20 protein-coding genes are annotated in these 20,881 nt (G+C 46.9%); 17 read left to right on the forward strand and 3 right to left on the reverse strand.

What is annotated here, in order from left to right; all coding sequences use genetic code 11:
* Nucleotides 1-21: 21 nt before the first annotated feature.
* From thiI to NO352_RS04260, 7 genes are all read left to right on the forward strand, one after another.
* Nucleotides 22-1,335 (forward strand): tRNA uracil 4-sulfurtransferase ThiI, encoded by a 1,314-nt coding sequence (thiI, locus tag NO352_RS04230; RefSeq protein WP_289354968.1) that lies wholly within the window; start codon nt 22-24, stop codon nt 1,333-1,335.
* Nucleotides 1,336-1,428: 93 nt separating this feature from the next.
* Complete coding sequence (locus NO352_RS04235; protein ID WP_289354969.1) at nt 1,429-2,088, forward strand: TerC family protein; 660 nt, start codon at nt 1,429-1,431, stop codon at nt 2,086-2,088.
* A gap of 256 nt (nt 2,089-2,344) precedes the next feature.
* A complete protein-coding gene (locus NO352_RS04240; RefSeq protein WP_005548024.1) occupies nt 2,345-2,833 on the forward strand; it encodes a hypothetical protein in 489 nt (162 codons plus the stop codon).
* Between the two features lie 166 nt (nt 2,834-2,999).
* Nucleotides 3,000-4,847, forward strand: coding sequence for a translational GTPase TypA (gene typA / locus NO352_RS04245; protein ID WP_262867009.1), 1,848 nt, complete (start codon nt 3,000-3,002; stop codon nt 4,845-4,847).
* Nucleotides 4,848-4,887: 40 nt separating this feature from the next.
* Nucleotides 4,888-5,172 (forward strand): YlaH-like family protein, encoded by a 285-nt coding sequence (locus NO352_RS04250; RefSeq protein WP_005548028.1) that lies wholly within the window; start codon nt 4,888-4,890, stop codon nt 5,170-5,172.
* 59 nt (nt 5,173-5,231) lie between these two features.
* Entirely contained in the window at nt 5,232-5,510 is a 279-nt protein-coding gene (locus NO352_RS04255; RefSeq protein ID WP_005548030.1) for a hypothetical protein, read from the forward strand.
* Between the two features lie 12 nt (nt 5,511-5,522).
* Nucleotides 5,523-6,668, forward strand: a complete 1,146-nt coding sequence (locus NO352_RS04260; protein WP_268622547.1) for an LCP family protein — start codon at nt 5,523-5,525, stop codon at nt 6,666-6,668.
* 318 nt (nt 6,669-6,986) lie between these two features.
* Here the strand turns inward: NO352_RS04260 and NO352_RS04265 are convergent, their stop codons facing one another.
* Complete coding sequence (locus NO352_RS04265) at nt 6,987-7,520, reverse strand: YhcN/YlaJ family sporulation lipoprotein (RefSeq protein ID WP_005548033.1); 534 nt, start codon at nt 7,518-7,520, stop codon at nt 6,987-6,989.
* A gap of 155 nt (nt 7,521-7,675) precedes the next feature.
* On the opposite strand from NO352_RS04265, the gene NO352_RS04270 reads away from it, so the two are divergent.
* Complete coding sequence (locus tag NO352_RS04270; RefSeq protein ID WP_289354971.1) at nt 7,676-9,010, forward strand: PhoH family protein; 1,335 nt, start codon at nt 7,676-7,678, stop codon at nt 9,008-9,010.
* A gap of 136 nt (nt 9,011-9,146) precedes the next feature.
* Nucleotides 9,147-10,526 carry an extracellular solute-binding protein gene (locus NO352_RS04275; protein ID WP_289354972.1) on the forward strand — a complete coding sequence of 460 codons (1,380 nt, stop codon included), beginning with the start codon at nt 9,147-9,149 and terminating at the stop codon, nt 10,524-10,526.
* A gap of 68 nt (nt 10,527-10,594) precedes the next feature.
* On the opposite strand, the gene NO352_RS04280 is transcribed toward NO352_RS04275, so the two are convergent.
* Nucleotides 10,595-11,707 carry a hypothetical protein gene (locus NO352_RS04280; RefSeq protein ID WP_289354973.1) on the reverse strand — a complete coding sequence of 371 codons (1,113 nt, stop codon included), beginning with the start codon at nt 11,705-11,707 and terminating at the stop codon, nt 10,595-10,597.
* Between the two features lie 162 nt (nt 11,708-11,869).
* Here NO352_RS04280 and NO352_RS04285 point away from each other — a divergent pair, with 162 nt between their 5' ends.
* Nucleotides 11,870-12,991: a class I SAM-dependent methyltransferase gene (locus NO352_RS04285; protein WP_005548037.1), complete on the forward strand. Its 1,122-nt coding sequence runs from the start codon at nt 11,870-11,872 to the stop codon at nt 12,989-12,991.
* Between the two features lie 132 nt (nt 12,992-13,123).
* On the opposite strand, the gene NO352_RS04290 is transcribed toward NO352_RS04285, so the two are convergent.
* Nucleotides 13,124-13,360 (reverse strand): DUF2626 domain-containing protein, encoded by a 237-nt coding sequence (locus NO352_RS04290; RefSeq protein WP_005548039.1) that lies wholly within the window; start codon nt 13,358-13,360, stop codon nt 13,124-13,126.
* 336 nt (nt 13,361-13,696) lie between these two features.
* Between NO352_RS04290 and NO352_RS04295 the strand changes: the two genes are divergently transcribed.
* The 7 genes from NO352_RS04295 (at nt 13,697) to mraZ (ending at nt 20,840) form a co-directional block, all read left to right on the forward strand.
* Entirely contained in the window at nt 13,697-14,341 is a 645-nt protein-coding gene (locus NO352_RS04295; protein WP_005548040.1) for an RsfA family transcriptional regulator, read from the forward strand.
* A 118-nt stretch (nt 14,342-14,459) separates the two neighbouring features.
* The gene (locus tag NO352_RS04300; protein ID WP_289354974.1) at nt 14,460-15,449 is read left to right on the forward strand and encodes a ketopantoate reductase family protein; all 990 of its coding nucleotides are present in this window, start codon (nt 14,460-14,462) and stop codon (nt 15,447-15,449) included.
* A 47-nt stretch (nt 15,450-15,496) separates the two neighbouring features.
* A complete protein-coding gene (locus tag NO352_RS04305) occupies nt 15,497-15,883 on the forward strand; it encodes a DUF3397 domain-containing protein (protein ID WP_163975802.1) in 387 nt (128 codons plus the stop codon).
* Between the two features lie 174 nt (nt 15,884-16,057).
* Nucleotides 16,058-17,689, forward strand: coding sequence for a bacillithiol biosynthesis cysteine-adding enzyme BshC (gene bshC, locus NO352_RS04310; RefSeq protein WP_268599531.1), 1,632 nt, complete (start codon nt 16,058-16,060; stop codon nt 17,687-17,689).
* Between the two features lie 91 nt (nt 17,690-17,780).
* Complete coding sequence (locus NO352_RS04315; RefSeq protein WP_289354975.1) at nt 17,781-19,073, forward strand: adenosylhomocysteinase; 1,293 nt, start codon at nt 17,781-17,783, stop codon at nt 19,071-19,073.
* Nucleotides 19,074-19,259: 186 nt separating this feature from the next.
* Nucleotides 19,260-20,228 carry a DUF4349 domain-containing protein gene (locus NO352_RS04320; RefSeq protein ID WP_289354976.1) on the forward strand — a complete coding sequence of 323 codons (969 nt, stop codon included), beginning with the start codon at nt 19,260-19,262 and terminating at the stop codon, nt 20,226-20,228.
* A 180-nt stretch (nt 20,229-20,408) separates the two neighbouring features.
* Complete coding sequence (gene mraZ, locus NO352_RS04325) at nt 20,409-20,840, forward strand: division/cell wall cluster transcriptional repressor MraZ (RefSeq protein ID WP_289354977.1); 432 nt, start codon at nt 20,409-20,411, stop codon at nt 20,838-20,840.
* Nucleotides 20,841-20,881 lie beyond the last annotated feature (41 nt).

The raw sequence follows: 20,881 nt of genomic DNA on the forward strand, positions 1-20,881 counted from the left end.
AAAGGCAGGATCGAAACTATTATGGATTACGATATGATTCTTCTCCGCTACGGAGAAATCACAATTAAAGGCAAGAACCGCAGTAAATTCGAAAAGGCAGCCTACCAGCACGTGAATGCGGTGCTTAGTCCTTTTCCAAAGGCAAAAGTAATTAAAGAATATGGCAGATTATACGTAGAGCTGAATGGAGAGCCCTTGAATGAAGTTATTCAGGTTCTCAAGCACGTATTCGGAGTCGTATCTATTAGTCCGGTTAAGCGTACTCTTTCTGAGCTGGAGCCTATCATTGAAACGGCGGTTCAATTAATGCGGGAAATGGATCCGGCTGAGGGGACGACATTTAAGGTGTCTGCGAAGCGAGCATGGAAAGGGTTCCCGCACGGCAGCCAGGAAATGAATCACCTGGTAAGTGCTCCTGTGCTGCGAGAATTTGAACAGCTGAAGGTAGATGTGCGCAAGCCGGCCATTGACCTGCGCGTTGAAGTGAGAGAAGAGTGGACCTATGTATATAGTGAGGTCGTTCAAGGTGCTGGAGGATTCCCGCTTGCTTCGAATGGCCGCGGGGTTCTGCTTCTATCTGGAGGCATTGACAGCCCGGTTGCTGGTTATGAAGCTTTGCGCAAAGGTCTGCAACTGGATGCAATACATTTCCACAGCTATCCGTTCACGAGTGAGCGCGCACAGCGGAAGGTGCTTGATCTTGCGCAGGTGTTGGCCAATTATGCAGGACGGATGCGGGTGCACATGGTTCCATTTACAGATATCCAAACCCGGCTGCATCAGAGCGGACACGATAATCTGCTCATTACGCTAATGCGCCGTGCGATGCTGCGAATTGCCACACAAATTGCAGAGCAGCGCAATGCATTGGCGATTGTAACCGGGGATAGCTTGGGTCAAGTAGCAAGCCAGACGCTCGGAAGCATGAATGTCATTGGACGCGCAACTGATTTGCCATTGCTTCGCCCATTGGTTACGGTTGATAAAGATAAAATTATCCGCGAAGCGGAATATATCGGGACTTATGAGTTGTCCATTCTTCCCTATGAAGATTGCTGCACGCTATTCGTGCCGAAATCTCCGGCTACCAATCCGAATTTGAATATTGTTGAGCATGCGGAACGCTCTATTCCAGAGCTGGATGATCTGATTAAAGCCGCTGTAGAAGGCACAGAAGCGATCTTGCTGAAGGCAGGGGGAACCCCGGACGATGCAATCGTATTGTCAGGCAAGGACAAAGACAAGGCAGTAAGCTCGAATGAGCCTGCTTCGGTTGTGAAGAAGGCAAATGAATCTGGTGAGCAGGCAGCACCTGCTACAGGCGATTGGTTCTAATCGTTGATTTGAATTGTCCAGCACCAGGCTTTCAATTAACGGAATAGCTTGGCCTCCTCTGTCATAGACCTAACTACAGAGGAGGGACGGGCTGTGGAATCGTTCTGGTTGTTAGCCGAGATTATGTTGATTAACTTGGTGCTGAGTGGAGACAATGCGGTTGTCATTGCGATGACAAGCAGACGCTTGCCTAAGCATGAACAGCAGCAAGCCATATGGTGGGGCGCAGCAGGAGCGGTCATTCTTCGGGTATTGCTGACAGTGGCGGCATTATGGTTAATGAATATTCCGTTATTGAAGGCAGCAGGGGGAGTCATGCTCTTCGTCATTGCTGTCCAGCTTCTTGCTGAGCAAGAGCATATAGATCCAAGGCAGAGCGAAGCACATTCCTTATGGGCTGCAGTGCGAATTATTCTGTTAGCTGATGTAGTCATGAGTCTCGATAATGTGCTTGCAATTGCAGCGGTAGCTAAGGGCAATATGGCATTTGTCGCAATCGGCATTGCACTGAGCATCCCGATTATTGTATGGGGCAGCGGTTTCATTAGTTCGTGGCTTCAGAAATTGCCTCTGCTTTTGTATGCGGGCGCAGGCATTCTTGGATATACAGCAGGTGAAATGATCGCCTCGGATGAACGCTTGGCGCTGTGGCTGCCTGCAATGTGGAATAAGCTTCATTTTGGGTTGCCATGGATTGTGCTTGCACTTGTGGTGGTGCTCGGATTTGCATTTCGACGTCAAATCCGTTATTAATTTCAGTCTTTGCCATGTATCGTAGGATTAGATACGACACCTGCCGATGAATCTTATGCCGGCAGGTTTTTTCTATAATTAGTCAAGAAGATGGAAGTCTCAGGAGTCTTTGGTAAGGGAATTTATCGCTATTGTGTTTTTTTCAAGGAGCAGGTAGTAATTTTACGAACTTTCATATACACTAGAAAAAGTAAAAAACGACGCGAATTGCGTCATATCGTGTCCGAATCAGAAATCTGGACATGGAGGTTGACCTATGCCTAGAAACCAACAAGTGATTGGCATTGCTATATTGGCCGCAGGCTTATTCATTTTGCTGGGGAAAATGGGAGTGTTTGCTTTCATCGGCGGTACGATGTGGCCGCTCCTCATGTTCCTTGTCGGTATTGCCTTTTATGTGTTTGCACGAATGGCAATCCTGCCGCCTGTAATGATGGTTCCAGCAGGTATGCTGACAACTTACGGCATCCTGTTCATGCTGAGCTCCTGGATCCATTGGAGACTGTTCGGGTATTTGTGGCCGATGCTGCTGATTGGCATCGGTGTGGGGCTGTACGGCTACTATAAATACGATCCCTATCATCCGAGAGGAGCATGGCAAGGCGCACTGCTGTTCAGTGGAGTTGGTGCAGCCATGTTAATCCTGATGCTCGTATTCGCAATCGGTACGTATATGATCGCCGTTGCACTTATACTTGTCGGAGCAGGACTCGCTTTTGGCGGAATACGGAATCGATTCCGTTAATTGCAGCACAACAGGCGAACATGTAAGCGTAAAGTTCTGAGCAAGCGCAAATGCTTAGAATGACCTATCGTAGGAATAAATGCCGCCCTTTATGGCGGCTTTATTCGTGGTTAGCTTGATTTGGATTTTTGGTATTATTCCACACCCAGAAAGGAAAGATTTAACGATGCAAGACAGAAGCTTACTTCGCAATATCGCAATTATCGCACACGTTGACCACGGGAAAACAACTTTGGTTGACAAACTGCTTCAACAATCCGGTACATTCCGTGAGCATGAAGTTGTTCAAGAACGCGCAATGGACTCCAATGACTTGGAGCGTGAACGCGGAATTACGATCCTGGCTAAAAATACAGCCATTACGTACAAAGATAATTTGATTAACATTGTAGATACACCAGGCCACGCTGACTTCGGCGGTGAGGTAGAACGCATCATGAAAATGGTTGACGGCGTATTGCTCGTCGTGGATGCTTTTGAAGGCTGCATGCCGCAAACGAAGTTCGTGCTTCGCAAAGCGCTTGAGAGTCAATTGACGCCAATTGTTGTTGTAAACAAAATCGACCGTCCGAATGCTCGTCCGGAAGAAGTTATCGACGAAGTGCTTGAGCTGTTCATTGAGTTGGATGCGAACGACGATCAATTGGATTTCCCAGTTGTATATGCTTCAGCATTGAACGGTACTTCGAGCTTGGAATCCGATCCTGCGAAGCAGGAAGAGAACATGCAGGCGTTGTATGAGACGATCATCTCTCACATCCCTGCACCAACTGAAAATCCAGAAGAGCCATTGCAATTCCTCGTTACTTTGCTCGATTACAACGAGTACATGGGACGTATTGCGATTGGCCGTGTGAACCGTGGTACGATCCGTCAAGGTCAATCTGTAGCGGTTATTAACCGTGAAGGGAAGACGAAGCAGGCTCGCATCGAGAAACTATTCGGTTTCCAAGGCTTGAAGCGTGTTGAGCAAGAAGAAGCTGGAGCGGGCGATATCATTGCCATTGCCGGCATTAAAGATATTAACATTGGTGAGACGATTGCAGATCCGGCGAATCCAGAAGCACTTCCGGTTCTTCATATTGACGAGCCTACTCTGCAAATGACATTCCTCGTGAACAACAGCCCATTTGCAGGACGTGAAGGTAAATGGGTTACATCACGTAAGCTGCGCGAGCGCTTGATGAAGGAGCTGGAGACAGACGTCAGTCTTCGTGTTGAAGAAACAGACAGCCCGGATGCATTTATCGTATCGGGTCGTGGTGAATTGCACCTTAGTATCCTGATCGAGAACATGCGTCGGGAAGGATACGAGCTGCAAGTATCGAAGCCTGAGGTTATCATCAAAGTCATAGACGGCAAGAAAATGGAGCCGATTGAGCGTCTCTTGATCGACATTCCAGAAGAAGCTACAGGTCCGGTAATGGAAAGCTTGGGAACGAGAAAAGCAGAAATGGTCAACATGATTAACCATGGCAATGGCCAAGTGCGTTTGGAGTTCTTAATCCCTGCCCGTGGACTTATCGGATACAGCACGTACTTCTTGACTCTTACACGCGGATACGGCATCATGAACCACGCGTTTGACAGCTATGGCCCATATGTTGGCGGCCAAGTTGGCGGACGCCACCAAGGCGTTCTCGTATCGACAGAAACAGGATCCTCTACACTGTACGGCATTATGTCCGTTGAAGATCGCGGTACGTTGTTCGTAAACCCAGGTACGGAAATTTACGAAGGTATGATCGTCGGTGAGCATAACCGCGACAACGATATCGTCGTAAATATTTGTAAAGAGAAGGCGTTGACGAACGTTCGCTCCGCAACGAAGGACGATACTGTCAAGATGAAAACGCCGGTTCTATTCTCTTTGGAACAAGCTTTAGAGTATTTGAATGATGATGAGTATTGCGAAATTACACCGTCTTCAGTACGGCTGCGCAAAAAAATACTGAACAAAAGCGAACGTGAACGCGCAGAAAAGACGCGCAAAGTATCCGAATCCCATGTATAATGGGATTTGGACAACTTTGGCAAAGGAGTGAGCGTTTACGATGCAGGAATGGTTGGCTACCCATCCCTTTGTAAGTTATGCGCTTATTTATCTGTTAATCGTGTATGTGTTCAATAAAGTATTTCGTGTTCAAAAGCTTCCGATCTTGAAGGAGGTTCTTATCTATTTGCTGATGGGACTGGGTGCATTCATTCTTCTCATTTTCCAAATAGACAAGCTGCCTATCATTCAATGCTTGTTTGTTGCGGTTGCATTGATGTTCATGGTGCGAATTCGCTACTTTATGGAAGCTCGCCGCAAAAAGGCGACAGATTCAAAGAATTAATGTATTGTGCGTCATCGTAAGACCATCACCGACACGCAAAGGGGAGAGAAGGCCGGATGATGAAGCTGCAAGTTGCATTATTCAATTGGCTGCAAATTCACATTGTGTCTGAGCAGCGCCCGGATGATGGGGCAGCGAAGGAGACGGTACAATTTTTTGAAACAATCTTGAAGGAAGATCATCAGTTGACTTCCTTCAAGGCTTGCTTGGATGGATCGGATGAGCGATATGTCATTACGTATTGGCGGGAAGAAGAAATGAGTACGGAATTATTCGACCGCGAAGAAGCAGAACGATTGTGGCAGGACATCGAAGCGAATCCGAAATATAATGAGTAAGTGAGGTAAGATATGAATTCATCGACACCATTGCCACCTAGAACGAAGCAGAAACGGCGGAAGTCGCCTGAGAGGAAGTCGCCCGAAAGGAAGACGTCCTCGAACAAGCGAGGAATGCCAAAATGGTTGAAGGTGACCCTTATCACCGCGCTTATCGCAGCTGTTGTCGTTATATTCATTGTCGGATATTTTGCTTGGTATGCGAACAACAAGTTGAACGATATTTCTACTGCTGGTAATCAGGGCGGCGGCAGCACTACGGTGCAAGATACTCTTTCGCCGAACAAGGAGCCCTTTTCCTTCATCTTGCTCGGCATCGACTATCGACCAGAGCTTCCTGGACGCCGTACTGATGTTGTCATGGTTGGTGCAATGCATCCGGATACACAGGAAGCGGTGCTTGTTTCTTTGCCGCGCGATACGTATTTTGAACTCCCAGGGTATCATCCGGACAAATTGAATCACTATTATCCGAAGTTCTTCACATTGAAGGAACAAGGCAAGCTGGATAGCCCAACGCCAGAAGATGAAATGAAGCTCATGCTTGGCAAGTATATGGGCGTTCCGATTGACTATGCCGCGGTAATCAACTTCCAAGGTTTCTCGGATGTCGTCGATGCAGTCGGCGGCGTCAACGTGAATGTAGATCAGAACATGTGCTATAACGATAATGCGGATGGAACGCATATCAACCTGAAGACAGGCCAACAAACGCTTAACGGCAAAAATGCGCTGGATTTTGTTCGCTACCGCAAATCGAATTGTCGTCCGATGACGAAGGGTACTACAGATGCGGATCGCAACGTGCGACAAAATGCAGTACTGAAGGAAATCGTCGGCAATTTGCAGTCGCTTGGCGGCTTGACGAAGGTAACGGGCGTTATTGATGCGATGGCCGATAACTTTAAAATTGATATGACACCTAGCCAAATTCGCAGCTCGATTTCTACGTATTTGGGAATAGACCGGGATAACATCCATTATATTTCTGTAGATGGAAATTGGATTAGCCCGTACATCTATCCGGACACGGTGAAGTTGGAAGAGGGCAAACAAGCAATTAAGGATGTGCTTGCCGGCAAACCATTGAAGTCAACCTTGTCTGGAGAAGCCGGAGCGGATTCACAGCTTACGAATACAACCCAACCCGGCTCCTAAGTGGATAAGGGTATGCAATTTTTGAAGCGTCTTTTAATATAATAGAGTGTAGCTGCAATTATGGTGTGGAGGAGGTCTGTACGATGTCCGAAGCGTTGATGAAGGGTATCCCCCATTGCAACATAATTTGGTTCAAGGGTTTTATCCAATCAAGCAGGCATCGGCACGGCCAAATGCCCATTCGCAGCTATTACGCTGGATCATGTATACGACGATGTCTTCATACGAAAAGCCTAGTGGAATCCCACTAGGCTTTTCGTGCGTCAATATGCTTGTCCGGTATCGATCCGGCAGTACCCGGTGAACGCACTTCATTGATTACATGTGCTTTTTCATTTTTGGCTGATCCGTATTGCGGGACGGTTCGATGTGCCGAACATCGCTTGGCGTTTGCGGCACAATGCGGCCCATAATGTCAGCAAGCTCTTCAGTAAAGCCTGAAATAGGGTGGCCTTGCTGAATATCAGCCGCCATTTCATGAAGGCGTTGATTCAGGTCGACATCTGCGGTCACGAGTGCATGAGCGCCATATTTATCTTTGCTAAGAACTTCTGCAACGGAATACTTGACGGTTCCGACCCGAGAACGCTCCAAGTTCGCATCTACATCAATACCTACAATTGCAGTATTGCCGAATACAACGCAGTTAACGCCGCGAACGCCTGGTACCTTCTTTGCAAGTGAAGTCAAGTGTTCACGAACGGCTGCTCGATCATGAATGGCCGGCTTTCCGTTAGGAGTCGATTTCGCTTTCACCTGATTGGAAGGGTTATTAGCTGCAGCGTGCTTATTCGCGTTGCCGCATCCGGAGATGAGACCGATGACAAGCATGGCAATTAGCAACAAACGCATGAATTCATCGTTCCTTTCTTTGTTCGTTGGTCAAATAAGTAGTGCGGCATGTGTACTGACTATAGTGTGAGCGGTGCCTGCATTTTTTATGTAACGCCGAGCGCTGCTGCTCGCCGGTGTTGCTGGTACAGGCATGCGAACGAAAGGGAGATCCTATGGGTAAAATTTTCGTACTGGATACAAATGTGCTGCTGCATGATCCGAACGCATTATTTGCATTTGGCGACAATGAAGTGATTATCCCGGCAGTTGTATTGGAAGAGATTGACTCGAAGAAGCGCAATGCAGATGAAATCGGGCGCAATGCCCGCACCGTTTCTCGACTGTTAGACGGGCTTCGTGATGTTGGACATCTTCATTCGGGGGTCAAACTGCACAACGGTGGAACTTTGAAGGTAGAGTTGAATCATCGCAGCTTTGTGAAAGTACAGGAGATGTTTGGGGAAGTATCCAATGACAATCGGATTTTGGCAGTAGCGTTGAATTATCATTTAGAGCAGGAGCAGCACACTAACCCATCAATAGTTATTTTGGTAAGCAAGGACGTGCTTGTTCGGATCAAGGCAGATGTGTTGGGACTTCATACCGAAGACTATATGTCAGACCGCACCGTACAATCAGGAGATGAACTCTACAACGGTTGTGTAACTTTATTTGTTCATCCCGGTGTCATCGATGAATTTTATTCTTTCCGCCATCTCCCGCTCCGCAGCTTGAATGTCAACATGTCCTTCCATCCGCATGAATTCGTCATCTTAAAAGATAATATGGGTACGAGCAAATCGGCTTTGCTCAAGGTAAGCGCAGATGCTAAGAAGCTTGAACCGCTCTTTCTCAGTAATGACCCTGTATGGGGGATAACGGCTCGTAATGCGCAGCAGCGCATGGCCCTGGAGCTGTTGCTGAATGATGACATTCCCCTTGTGACCATGGCCGGGAAGGCGGGTACAGGCAAGACGCTGCTTGCTCTTGCTGCCGGTCTCATGAAGGTGGAGGATGAACGCAAATACAAAAAGCTTCTTATTGCAAGACCAGTAGTGCCAATGGGGAAAGACATTGGTTACTTGCCCGGGGAGAAGGAAGAGAAGCTTCGTCCTTGGATGCAGCCGATTTATGATAACTTGGAATTTTTGTTCGACACAAAGAAGGCGGGAGATATTGAGAAAATATTGCTCGGCATGGGCAATATTCAGGTTGAAGCACTCACCTATATTCGTGGACGCTCTATCCCTGGGCAGTTCATTATTATTGATGAAGCCCAAAATTTGTCCAAACATGAGGTGAAAACGATTGTATCCCGGGTTGGTGAGGGAAGTAAAATTGTACTGATGGGGGATCCGGCACAGATCGACCATCCGTACTTAGATTCGGCAAGCAATGGCTTAACCTATTTGGTAGAACGATTTAAAACGGAAAGTGTTAGCGGCCATGTCACATTGGAAAAGGGAGAACGATCCCGCCTTGCACAGCTTGCCGCAGATCTTCTGTAAGCAGTAAAGCCTCTGGGTAGTATCCGGAGGCTTATTTTTTCGCCTAATCATGCATTCTGTTACGGACAGCTCGTATGTTCGGTGCTACAATAGGGGTGTTGGAAAAGAAAAATTATGTTAGTGGGGAGGAGAATGAGTGCCGAATTTGAAAAAACTGCTAGTTGCAGTAATTATGATTTTCGTTTCGTTACTCTTGTTGTCCCAATTTCATATAAGTGATCAAATATTTGAACCGTCGCAGCCTTCGACGAATGAAGTGGCCAATCGCCCTCCTAAGGCGAAGAAGAACCCGTCAACTTGGAAGCAGTTAAAGGTATTGGTGAACCTTCCTTCGATATCATTTATTCAGCTCCGGCAGCTCAACCAGTCCTTCATTGACAATAACGGCATTTATGTGGAGCTTGTTAATGCAGAAAATCCATTAACGGGTGCTGAATGGTTTAGCCAGCTGAAACAGGAAGACAGTGCGGACATTATGCTGACAGATAGTGCTTCCGTATTGAGCTTTGCCAAGAAGGGCTGGCTGCAGCCAATTGATCAATCATCAAATGCCGGTTTCACGTCTCTAGCTTGGCTGATGAATCAGTTAAAATGGAATGGGTATACGTGGGGAGTACCTGCCCAAATTGAACCTTATGTGCTGGTATGGAACAAAGCGTTAATGGCTGGGAGGATGAATGGCTCCTTGCCTGAAAGTTGGGAGGGGTGGAAAAAGATGCTCGATCCAACCTCTCTTCAAGATTCTATTCCGAGCCAGCGGCAAGAGGTTTCTGAGACGGATAGGGCGGCAGCTAGGTTAGAAATGCCTCAAGCTTGGTTCGCGTGGCATAGTGGGGATAGGGAGGCATTCTTATCGCTAATCCGACGACTGGGCTTAATATGGCCCGAAGTGAATCAGACTCCATTAATGCGCTCCGATTGGTATGCTAAGGGAGTTGATGGCGATAATGGGGCATCTACTGGACTGAAGTGGAATCAACAGTTGATAGAGCTGGAATCGTATCGCTCTCATTTTGTTCCGTGGGAAGCGAAAGCCAACAAGTCAGAAACGTGGAACTTATTGCGCTCAGGGAAAGTAGCCTTTGCAATCGTACCTTATTCTGAAGCGGTGGCAGAGGTCAGTGAGCCGTTAGCAATTGAAGCGCCAGGAGACGTTCACCTACCCGTTGGTCAATGGGTGGCGAGCAGAAGCTATATCATTGCATCTAGTTCGCAGCATGAAGCGGAGGCAAGGCAGTGGATAGCATATATGACAAGTCTTGCTGTTCAGCGGGAATGGTATGACACCTTGTCTGTATTGCCAGTTCATGAACAAGCATACATAGATCGCTGGGGAGATATTCGGCGCTGGCTCCCTGACATGTTCTTACCTCAAGCCAATTATGCGGCAGCGCTGTTCAATGCTATAGATCCGATTCGAGGCTGGATTGGAACGGCGGAGCTTTGGCTGATGGGAGCAGCCACTAATGAGCAGCTGCAGCAGGGATGGAATAATCCTGCTTCGATCAGCAGATAGACTTAAGCAAATGAGCGTACTGTAGATGTGATCTCTGCTGATCGACAAGTAGTGCAGGAGAATTAGCCTTACCAGCTGAGCGACAGCTTGACGGTAAGGCTTTTGTCATCGATTGTTACTTCCTTTGCTTCAATGAAGGATACGAGTTGCTTTGGATAGAAGCCTAGATCGAATTTTTGTTCTAGTTCTTTGCGAGTGGTGTCAGGCAGCTCAAGTCCATTGAACTGCATGTGATCTACATGGAACAATATACGATTTTCCGGTTCTGATTCAATTGTATAATGGCCTTCAATACGAACGGTCATGCCAGAACGTGTGCCTTCAGCGGCGATAATGCCCTTCTTGAAATGGAATGCAAAGGTTTCGAACATCGGATCTTGCTCTCTGAGGAACTGATTGAGTTGTTCTTCCTTGATCGTGATCGTATAATTAGTACCTTCAATGGTTAGGCCCCCGCTGTTTTTGACAAAATCGGGCAGCTTATTCATCGCGCTTGCCAGTGCCTGAAAATAATGGCGAACCTCATAAAGGCCGACGTTCTGCCAATAGGCTGTAAATTCTTGAATAAGTGCATTCATTGCTTTCGGGTTACTGCTGGCTGCAATGTCAGAATCCAGCTTTTGCTGCAGCTTTTTGAGCCGATCGCGCTGCTCGATGAGCTGTGCGCGAACGGTTGAGAGCTCACGCTCCAGCCGTAGATGCTTGTCACGTGTCTGGCGTAAGCCTTGTATTTGTTCTTTGTAAGCATTTATGATGTCCTGATCAGATTGGAAGAGCAGCTGAAAGTATTCGAATAACCGAAACATATCTTGAAGCCGGTTAGCTGAGAGAACGGCTTGCAGCATCATGTCGCGTTCGCCAATATAGTAAGCGCGAAGTACACGTCCAGCTTGTTCGCGCTTCTGTTCCAAGGTGGTTTCGCGGGCTTGAAGCTCGTCCTCTGTGCGCGTGCGCTCTTTGGCTGTTGCTGCTTCCTGGATGGTTATGCGATCGATGTCCTTGTCCAGTTCGGTGACGGATAGGCTCTGTTGAAGCAGTTGCAGTTCTTCTGCTGTTGGCTGAATGCTCCATTGTACTGGTGAAGCTGGCTCTGCATCTGTCGCACACGGAACGATCGCGATGAGCTGCATCGATATCATAACCCCAATGAGCGAGCGCCATGCGCGTTTCGTTATAGTCATGAGGCGACCTCCTTCATTGAGTTGCACAACATTATCGTATGTTCGGATCGGGTTGGACATGACCTGAACGAGTGTTGTGTAGTTGAAGGATAACTATAAAAGCTTATCCAAAATGTTTTTAATGTTCCTATTGAACCTGCATAAATAGAAAGGAAGGACTGTATGTCTCATTATCAGCCGAATCCCATCCTCATTCAATACTTAATTAACCAAATTGAACAATCCGATAGCAACTGCATTCCATTCTCGCAGTTTATGGGTACCTGTCTATACCATTCAACGGAAGGTTATTATATGTCCGAACGAACGAAGATTGGACGCGAGGGTGATTTCTATACAAGCTCGAATATCGGCTCGATCATGGCGGAAATGCTTGCTGTGTATGTTAAGCGGCGTTCGAAGGAGCGTGGTTGGAGATCTGATTCCATAACGCTGGTGGAATGGGGGGCAGGTACGGGGCGTCTTGCACTGCAAATGAGTCAGCGCTTTAAGCATGATCGCTTTGAAGGTTATGAGCATGTTATCGTAGAGAGGAGTCCGCATCATCAACGCCTGGCGGCGGAAATGCTCGGAGGAGAGCGAATTCCGATTACATGGTGGGATGAGCAGGGATTCGAACAAGAGTCACCTCAGCGGCGTCTATTCGTCATCGCAAATGAATTGCTCGATGCGTTTCCGGTCGAGCGTATTCGGCATCATGATGGTATATATGAGCAGTGCTATGTAGTGTGGGATGCGGAGAAGCAGCAATTCATGCCGCTTTGGCTGCCTGCGACGGAAGAGACCCTTTTATGGCTTGAGCAGCATCATATTCAACTTGTGGATCGGCAAATATTCGATGCGGGGATTGCAATGTCTGCTTGGATGACCTCTATTCTGAGTCAGGTGGAGGAAGCGGAATTCGTATTTATTGACTATGGGGATGGAACGAATGAGTTGACTGCAGCACATCGGATGGAGGGAACGCTGATGTGCTACCACCGTCACCAGGCTCATGACAATCCTTGGATTCACATCGGAGAGCAGGATATTACATCGATGGTTGATTTTGATATTTGCCAGCGTGTTGCCAAGCAAGTCAATGCATCGATACTCGGCTATATGACACAGAAGTCATTTTTGTTGGAACAAGGCTTGTTGAATGAACTGCAGCAGCACACCAACCCGGATCCATTCAGTGCGGAAGCACGCCGCAATCGCGCTATTCGACAATTGCTGCTCAGCGATCAGATGAGCGAACGATTCCATGTGCTCTTGTTGTCCTGTGGATCCGAATCAAAGTAATAATCCATTAAGGAATCACAAGGAGTCAAAACATGAAGAAGCGTCAGGAGATATGGGATCTCCTGACGCTTCTTGCTGTATCGTTCTATTCTGTCATCTCATTAGCCGTCCGCAACGATGTCAATGGTGCTGTTAGTATGGGTTTTTCATAATGAAGACGCTCCAATACGAAAAGCCGCTGAAGCATACGACCATGTATGCCCAAAACAGCATTGTATATGTACGTTCGGACAATTTCAAGTAACCCAGCAACACAAAGAAAGCGGTCTGCATGAAGAACAGCAATGCCATTTCAATCATGTCTCCTGCGAACGCCATCAGACCGATTACCAATGTCCAGAAGCCGAGTACGCGATACATCCGTGCCACGATTCATCCCCCTCTCGTTACGATCGGCCCAACATTTACTATTGACATTATAGCGTTCTACTCTTCTGGTGTAAACTGCCAATCTTGATGGATTAGCGAACTTTTTCAGAATCTTAGCCTAATTGTGATCTAGTGCATGGACAGGTAAACGTATGATTCATAGAAAAAATGGATATACATTTTAGTATCCGATAGATTCTATGAACTCTACCATGGGCATAGAGATGGAATAAGCGGTTGATTACCGACTGATCATCCTTCGTCGCCTGCTTACATGCGGATGGCGTGGGTGCTGTATACAACCGAATTGAATGAGTGTCGTTAGGAGGGTATCGCATGACTGCAATTAGACAAGATGCGTGGACAGCGGATGATGATTTGATTTTGGCAGAAGTAACGTTAAGACATATCCGCGAAGGTAGCACCCAGCTAGCTGCCTTTGAGGAAGTAGGGGAAAAGATTGGCCGCACGTCTGCTGCCTGCGGGTTCCGCTGGAATAGCTGTGTCCGCAAAAAATATGAAGCTGCTATCCAACTTGCAAAAGCACAACGCCAAAAACGCAACTATATGAAAAAGCAGCCAATTGGCGCACAAGTGGCTTCTATTGCTTTAGCTGATGGTGAAGAAATTGGCCTTAAGCCAGAGCTCATTACCGAAGAATCGCTTTCCATGGATATGGTTATCCGCTTCTTGCGGCAATGGCGTAACAATTATCAAGAGCTGTCACGTCAATTGAAGCATACGGAGAAAGAGTTGCAAGATAAGGAAGAGCAGTATCGTCGTCTGCGGGAAGAAAACGAGTATCTCTCCAAGCAGGTGAATGCGGTGCAGACGGATTACCGCACGGTTAATGACGATTATAAGGCGCTTATTCAAATTATGGATCGTGCTCGCAGATTAGCGATTTTAAGCGAAGATGAGGACGACTCGAAGACTCGCTTTCGGATGGATGCCAACGGCAATCTGGAGCGAATTGAATAATACAGGCCGAATGGAAAAAGCGTGAAGAGAGAGCATGGCTCACTCTTTGCGCTTTTTGTCTTTTTGATTTCAGTTTGATATAACAGATAGATACTTGTTCACAAGGAAGGTGCTATATATGGTTATCGATATTATTGGCGGAGGTTCACTGGGACTGCTTCATGTGGCAATGCTGTTATCAAATTCCCCTTCAATAGATGGAAACAATGTAGAGGTGCGATTGTGGACACGCACGGAGGAACAAGCATTGCTTATTCGCAATCAAGGTATTTATTTTGAGGGGCAGGATGGCAGAGTGGCTCATATTCACCCTGTACGGGCTTATCCATTGGAGGAAGCTGGTGAAGTACTTGAACAGACAGGTATGAAATCAAGCTGCATATGGCTGTTTGTGAAGCAGACGCATATTGATTCTGATTTCCTCGGCTATTTAGATCGTATCCCAAGAGAAAAGACGGCTTCCCTGGTCTGTTATCAAAATGGGGTTGGTCACATGGAGGTGTTGAGCAGCATTTGGCCACGGGAGCAATTGTTATGGGCTGTTACGACAGAAGCAGCCAAGCGCGTAAGCAGCAATAAGGTTATTCGTACCGGTAGCGGTCAGACTTCGATTGGAATATGGAATGCCTCTTCAATTTGTCCAAATAAGACGGATTTAGCAACTTCTTTATGTTTGTCAACAAAGAAATTGCTAGAAAATGCAGGATTTCAGGCGTTTTTGTCGAACAACATCGAAGGTATGGTTTATCAAAAATTGCTTGTCAATGTCATTATCAATCCATTAACGGCATTGCTGCGCATCAAGAACGGACAGCTTCTGGCTCAAGAAGATAGGCTGTCATTCATGAAAGATCTGTTCCTTGAGGCCGTCGCCGTATACCGAGCTGCTCATATTGATGTCGATGAGGAGAAAGATTGGAATCGTGTCGTCCAAGTATGCCGCATGACATCGTCTAATTCGTCATCCATGCTTCAGGATGTAGAAGCGGGACGAGAAACAGAAATAGAAGCCATTACGGGCGCCCTCATCCGTATGGCTGAGCAATATGAGGTCGCTGTGCCGCTGCATCGTATGATGTATCGTCTTATTTTGGCAAGTTGTGACTAACATTTTCTGCGCGGATCTCTTAGTGAGAGGAGTGAGTCTACCCGAATATGTTTCAGCTGATGTATGACGGATTTGTTGTGCTTTCTATACTCCCCTTTTTCCCGTTCATCATTACTTGGCTTATTGGTAGAAGGATATTGAGGCCGAAGAAGAGAGCTTTCAAACTGGCGATGGATGTAACAACGGTGTTCCTTATTGCTTCGGTGGGTGGTCTATATAATACATTGTTCGTATCGAAAGCAGGCTTTTACTGGATACTGTTCTTTTTCCTAATCGCTGCAGGATTGATTGGCGGATTGCAGCAGCAGAAATATGGCAAATTGGAACCGAAAAAGATGTTTCGCATCATATGGCGGATTTCATTTTTTTTGTTAGGCGTCCTGTATGTATTCCTGCTGCTCCTTGGCATCATTATTTATTCCGCAAGCATGTAGGATAAGCTATACATAAAGCTAGATCATTGATAGGACTCGTGTGCGAAACATAAGGTGTGCTGCTATGATAAAATGAAAGGTGTGCACGAGGGTACGAATACATAATCTTTGTTTTGACGTTCAGAAGCCGCATTGTGTACAATCGAGACGAAGCAAAAAGGGAGGCGGCTATCTTTGAATTGGCCAATATTATCAATTCCGGTTCAGCAACCGCTGGCCGTACAGTACATGGAGCGGGATCCATCCATCGTTGAGACGTTCTATGAGTACCATCCAGATTTAGATTGGGAAAAGAGAGCAGAGTGGGTGGAGCGCTCAGAGCAATTAAGAGCTGATCGTACACGCTTGACAGAAGTACTTGCTCTGTATAATGAGCGATTCAATAACAGTCAAGCAGTACGCAATTCCATAGAGAAGCTGAAGGATGAGCGGGCGCTGGTCGTCGTAGGCGGACAGCAGGGAGGTCTATTCACTGGACCGCTTCTCGTTCTGTACAAGGCAATCTCCATAATTCGAATGGCTCAGGAAGCAGAGTTGAAATTGTCGAGACCAGTTGTTCCTGTCTTTTGGATTGCTGGGGAGGATCACGATTTTGATGAGGTCGATCATACCTATGTGGTAACCGCGGAGCCATCCGTTCAGCGCATACGGATCGAGAAGCCAGATGAACAACGTGCACCAGTCAGCCATGTAAGACTGGATTCAACGGCATGGGAGGCGGTGCTTGCTGAGCTCGAGCACGTTTTGCCGAAGACGGAATTTACACCAGGAATGCTTGAACATCTGCGTGAATCGATTTCTTCCTGCGCCACGCTATCTGATTCCTTCGCAGCAACAATCGGCCGCCTGTTTGGTAAATACGGGCTTGTGCTCGTTGACTCAGCGGATGAGGGCTTGCGTTCAATTGAGGCACCGATGTTTGAGACAATCATACAGCAGAATGACCGATTGGAAGAAGCATACGACACGAGTGAGCGGCTGCTCGCTTCTTACGGCTATACGCCACAAGCAGTACGTTCTGCACATAGCGCAAATGTATTTGTCATTCGAGATGGAGAACGCCATTTACTGCAAAAGGAGAACGGGCAGTTCGTCAATCATCGCCAAGGCATATCGCTCACGCAAGAGCAACTGCTGGACATTGCACAACATTCTCCTCAGTCGCTAAGCAATAATGTATTGACTAGACCGCTTATGCAGGATTATCTATTCCCAGTTCTTGCAACTGTGCTTGGACCAGGAGAAATTGCTTACTGGGCACAGATCAAACAGGCATTTAGGGAGCTGGGTATGCGTATGCCTATCATATGGCCTCGAATGGGCTTTACATGTATTGAGGGCACACTTAATAAGCTGTTGGATAAGTATGAGCTGACAGTCGAAGACGTTGTATATCGTTATGAAGAGAAAAGATCTGCATGGCTGCAGTCCCAAGATGCGCTTCATCTGGATGAACGGTTTGAGACGCTGCGTTCGGAGGTGGACAGCAGGTATACGGAACTGCTGCAGGAGCTTGTCGCTTCGCTTCCTGCGCTTGGAAAACTTGGGGCTACAAATCATAACAAGGTTCTTGAACAGATTGATTTCCTGCATCACAGAGCGAAGGACGCAATGGCGAAGCAGCATGAATCTGGATTGCGTCAGTGGGAACGGCTGCATGTCTCCCTTCATCCGCTTGAAAAGCCTCAGGAGCGTGTGCTGAACATGCTAGGATATGCCTGCCGATACGGGGAGGACTGGTTTACGATGCTGATGGAGGCTCCTGTCGTGTGGAGAGGGGAACATCGCATTGCACTATTGTCATAAGTTGTAAGAAGTGTATAGTTAGGTAGTGACCGGTATCCTGTTTTTGAAACTGGATCATAAATGCTTCTTAATCCAAATGAGAGAGGATGAAATGTCCATGAGTAATACGCAAACAAGTAGTACAAATGCGGCAAACAACAGTATCATCCGAGATATTGCATTAGCACCCGAAGGCCATTTGAAAATTGAATGGGTTCAAGCCCATATGCCTGTGCTTAATCGCATTAGGGAGCAATTTGAAACAGAACAGCCATTTAAGGGGCTGAAAGTAGCGATATCGCTTCATTTGGAGGCTAAGACGGCCTATTTGGCGAAAGTTGTTCAAGCTGGTGGGGCTGAAGTGACGATTACCGGAAGCAACCCGTTATCAACGCAAGATGACGTGTGCGCTGCGCTTGTAGAAGACGGCATCACGGTGTATGCCAAGTACAATCCAGAGCCTGAGGAATACAAGCAGCTGCTCATACGTACGTTAGAAACGAAGCCGGACTTAATTATCGACGATGGCGGCGATTTGATATCCATTCTGCACGCTGAACGCCCTGATTTGCGCGATCAGGTGAGAGGTGGAGCTGAGGAAACGACAACAGGCATTCTTCGCTTAAAGGCGATGGAAAAGGACGGTACACTGCAATTCCCTATGGTTGCTGTTAATGATGCATATTGCAAATATTTGTTCGACAACCGATACGGAACAGGACAATCAGTGTGGGATGGCATTAATCGTACGACGAACCTCGTCGTTGCTGGCAAGACGGTAATTGTTGTCGGTTACGGATGGTGCGGCAAAGGGGTTGCCATGCGTGCCAAAGGGCTCGGTGCGAATGTCGTGGTGACAGAAGTAGATGCGATCAAAGGCGTGGAGGCATACATGGATGGATTTACCGTGCTGCCGATGAGCGAGGCTGCTCGTGTGGGCGATATCTTCGTAACGGTAACGGGCAATCGTGATTGCATTCGTGGCGAGCACTATGATGTTATGAAGGATGGAGCCATCCTTTCAAATGCAGGACACTTTGATGTTGAAGTAAATAAGCCTGAGCTCGAAGCCCGTTCTGTATCTGTGCGCACAGTTCGCAAGAACATTGAAGAGTATAAACTTAAGGATGGCCGCAGTATTTACCTGCTTGCTGAGGGACGGCTCGTGAACTTGGCAGCAGGGGATGGACATCCGGCTGAAATTATGGATATGACATTTGCACTTCAGGCAATGTCCTTGAAATATATAAACGAGCAGTACCAATCCATCGGGAAAAAAGTCGTCAATGTGCCTTACGAGCTTGATGAGCAAGTAGCCCGCTTCAAGCTGGAGTCGCTTGAAATTTCAGTAGACACACTCACAAGTGAGCAGAGATCTTACTTGGAAAGCTGGCAAGAGCATTAATGAGATGATAGTTCTATCCCATAGAACCGTAAGCCGCCATTAGCAATATGCTAGTGGCGGCTTTTGTTATATTCGTATATTTATTTGCAACATTTCCAATGGAAATACGTCTGCTGTTATAGTATGGGAAGTGAAGCAATTACATCCAGAATATCCATGCCGAGATAAATAGAGGGGGACATATGGATGGTCAAAAAAAGTTGGGAATGGCAATTTGCAATGTGGGTTTTGATTCTGATGCTGCTTCTAGGGGGTTGCAGTTCGGCATCAAACAGTCAAAGGATCGAATCCAAGGGGGATAGTTCCGCAGATGCATTGACGCATCAGGAAAGCAAAGATGCGGCAGCTGTGGTTGAGCAGCCTATGAAGGGAGGCGGAGGGCCACAGGTAAAGTTTCAGCCTGAGCGTAAGCTTATTTATGAGGCACAGCTTCATATGGAGGTAGCGGATTATGGAGCAGTGAAGGATAAGCTAAATAGGTTTATCAAGCAATCTCATGGCTATGTGCTGCAATTTTCCGATCAGGAAACAGACAGTATGCGAGGCGGCAACTATGTGATTAAGGTTCCTGCTCTTGGATTCCAATCGTTCATTGATGAACTGGGCAAGTGGGAGTCCATTGCCTATACTCGCCAATATTCGGCCAATGATGTTACGGAGGAATACGTTGACTTGCAGGCGCGGCTCAAGGCACGGCGTACGGTGGAGGCACGGCTGATCTCCTTCATGGAGAAGGCAACGAAATCGGATGATTTGCTCCGTTTTTCCACCGAGCTGGGGAATGTTCAATCCGAAATCGAGCAAATTGTAGGGAAAATGAGATATTATGATAACAATGTTGCGATGTCCACAATTTCATTAGACATGTTCCAGCGTCTGAAGGCCAAGCCAAGCCAAGCGCTGGAGGATGCATTTGGAACACAGGTGGTGAATACGATTGTAGCCAGCTGGGAAGCACTTATAAAATTCACTAAGTACATTGTGCTCGTTCTTATTGCATTCCTTCCGTTTGCATGTGCATTCTTAATTATTGGTATCCCGATTTGGTTCATTGTGAAAAGAAAAAAGGGAAAACGCGGGATTTCTCCTGTATTAACTATAGTGACAACTCGTACACCGACAGATCCGGCTGACAAGGATACAGAGAAGCATTAATCAACTGCGAGCCCGTATTTCCTAATCATTCATTATGGAAGCATATCCAAAATTTATATGGGTATGATTCAGATAAAATCCTGCTTTTTAGCAGGAGTTTTTTCTTTTATGGCGAAGTATACAATCGTTGTGGTGGAAAGTGGGGCGCTGTGGTGGATTTAGGGGGAGGAGTGGTGGCTGATGTTTATGGGCGAGTATCAACATAGCATCGATGACAAAGGCCGTCTTATCATTCCTGCCAAGCTGCGTGACTCCTTAGGAACCACATTTATATTGACTCGAGGGTTGGATCAATGTCTCTTCGTCTACCCTATGAATGAATGGGAAGCTCTTGAACAGAAGTTAAAGGCGCTCCCCATGATGAAAGCTGATGCTAGAGCCTTTACCCGTTTCTTTTTTTCAGGGGCGAGCGAATGTGAGTGGGATAAGCAAGGCCGCATCACGATTCCGTCTCATTTGCGAGGATACGCTCATTTGGAAAAAGAATGCATGATTATTGGTGTTCAGAATCGGGTAGAGATTTGGAGCAAGGATGCTTGGGAACAATATGTAGAGAAGTCGGAATCCGCGTTTAATGAAATTGCGGAAACACTAGTTGATTTTAATTTTTAGGTGAACATCAGGACTATCATAACGCATCGCAGCTAGATGGG

The sequence above is a fragment of the Paenibacillus sp. S-12 genome (genome assembly GCF_030363895.1).
GTDB lineage: Bacteria > Bacillota > Bacilli > Paenibacillales > Paenibacillaceae > Paenibacillus_B > Paenibacillus_B alvei.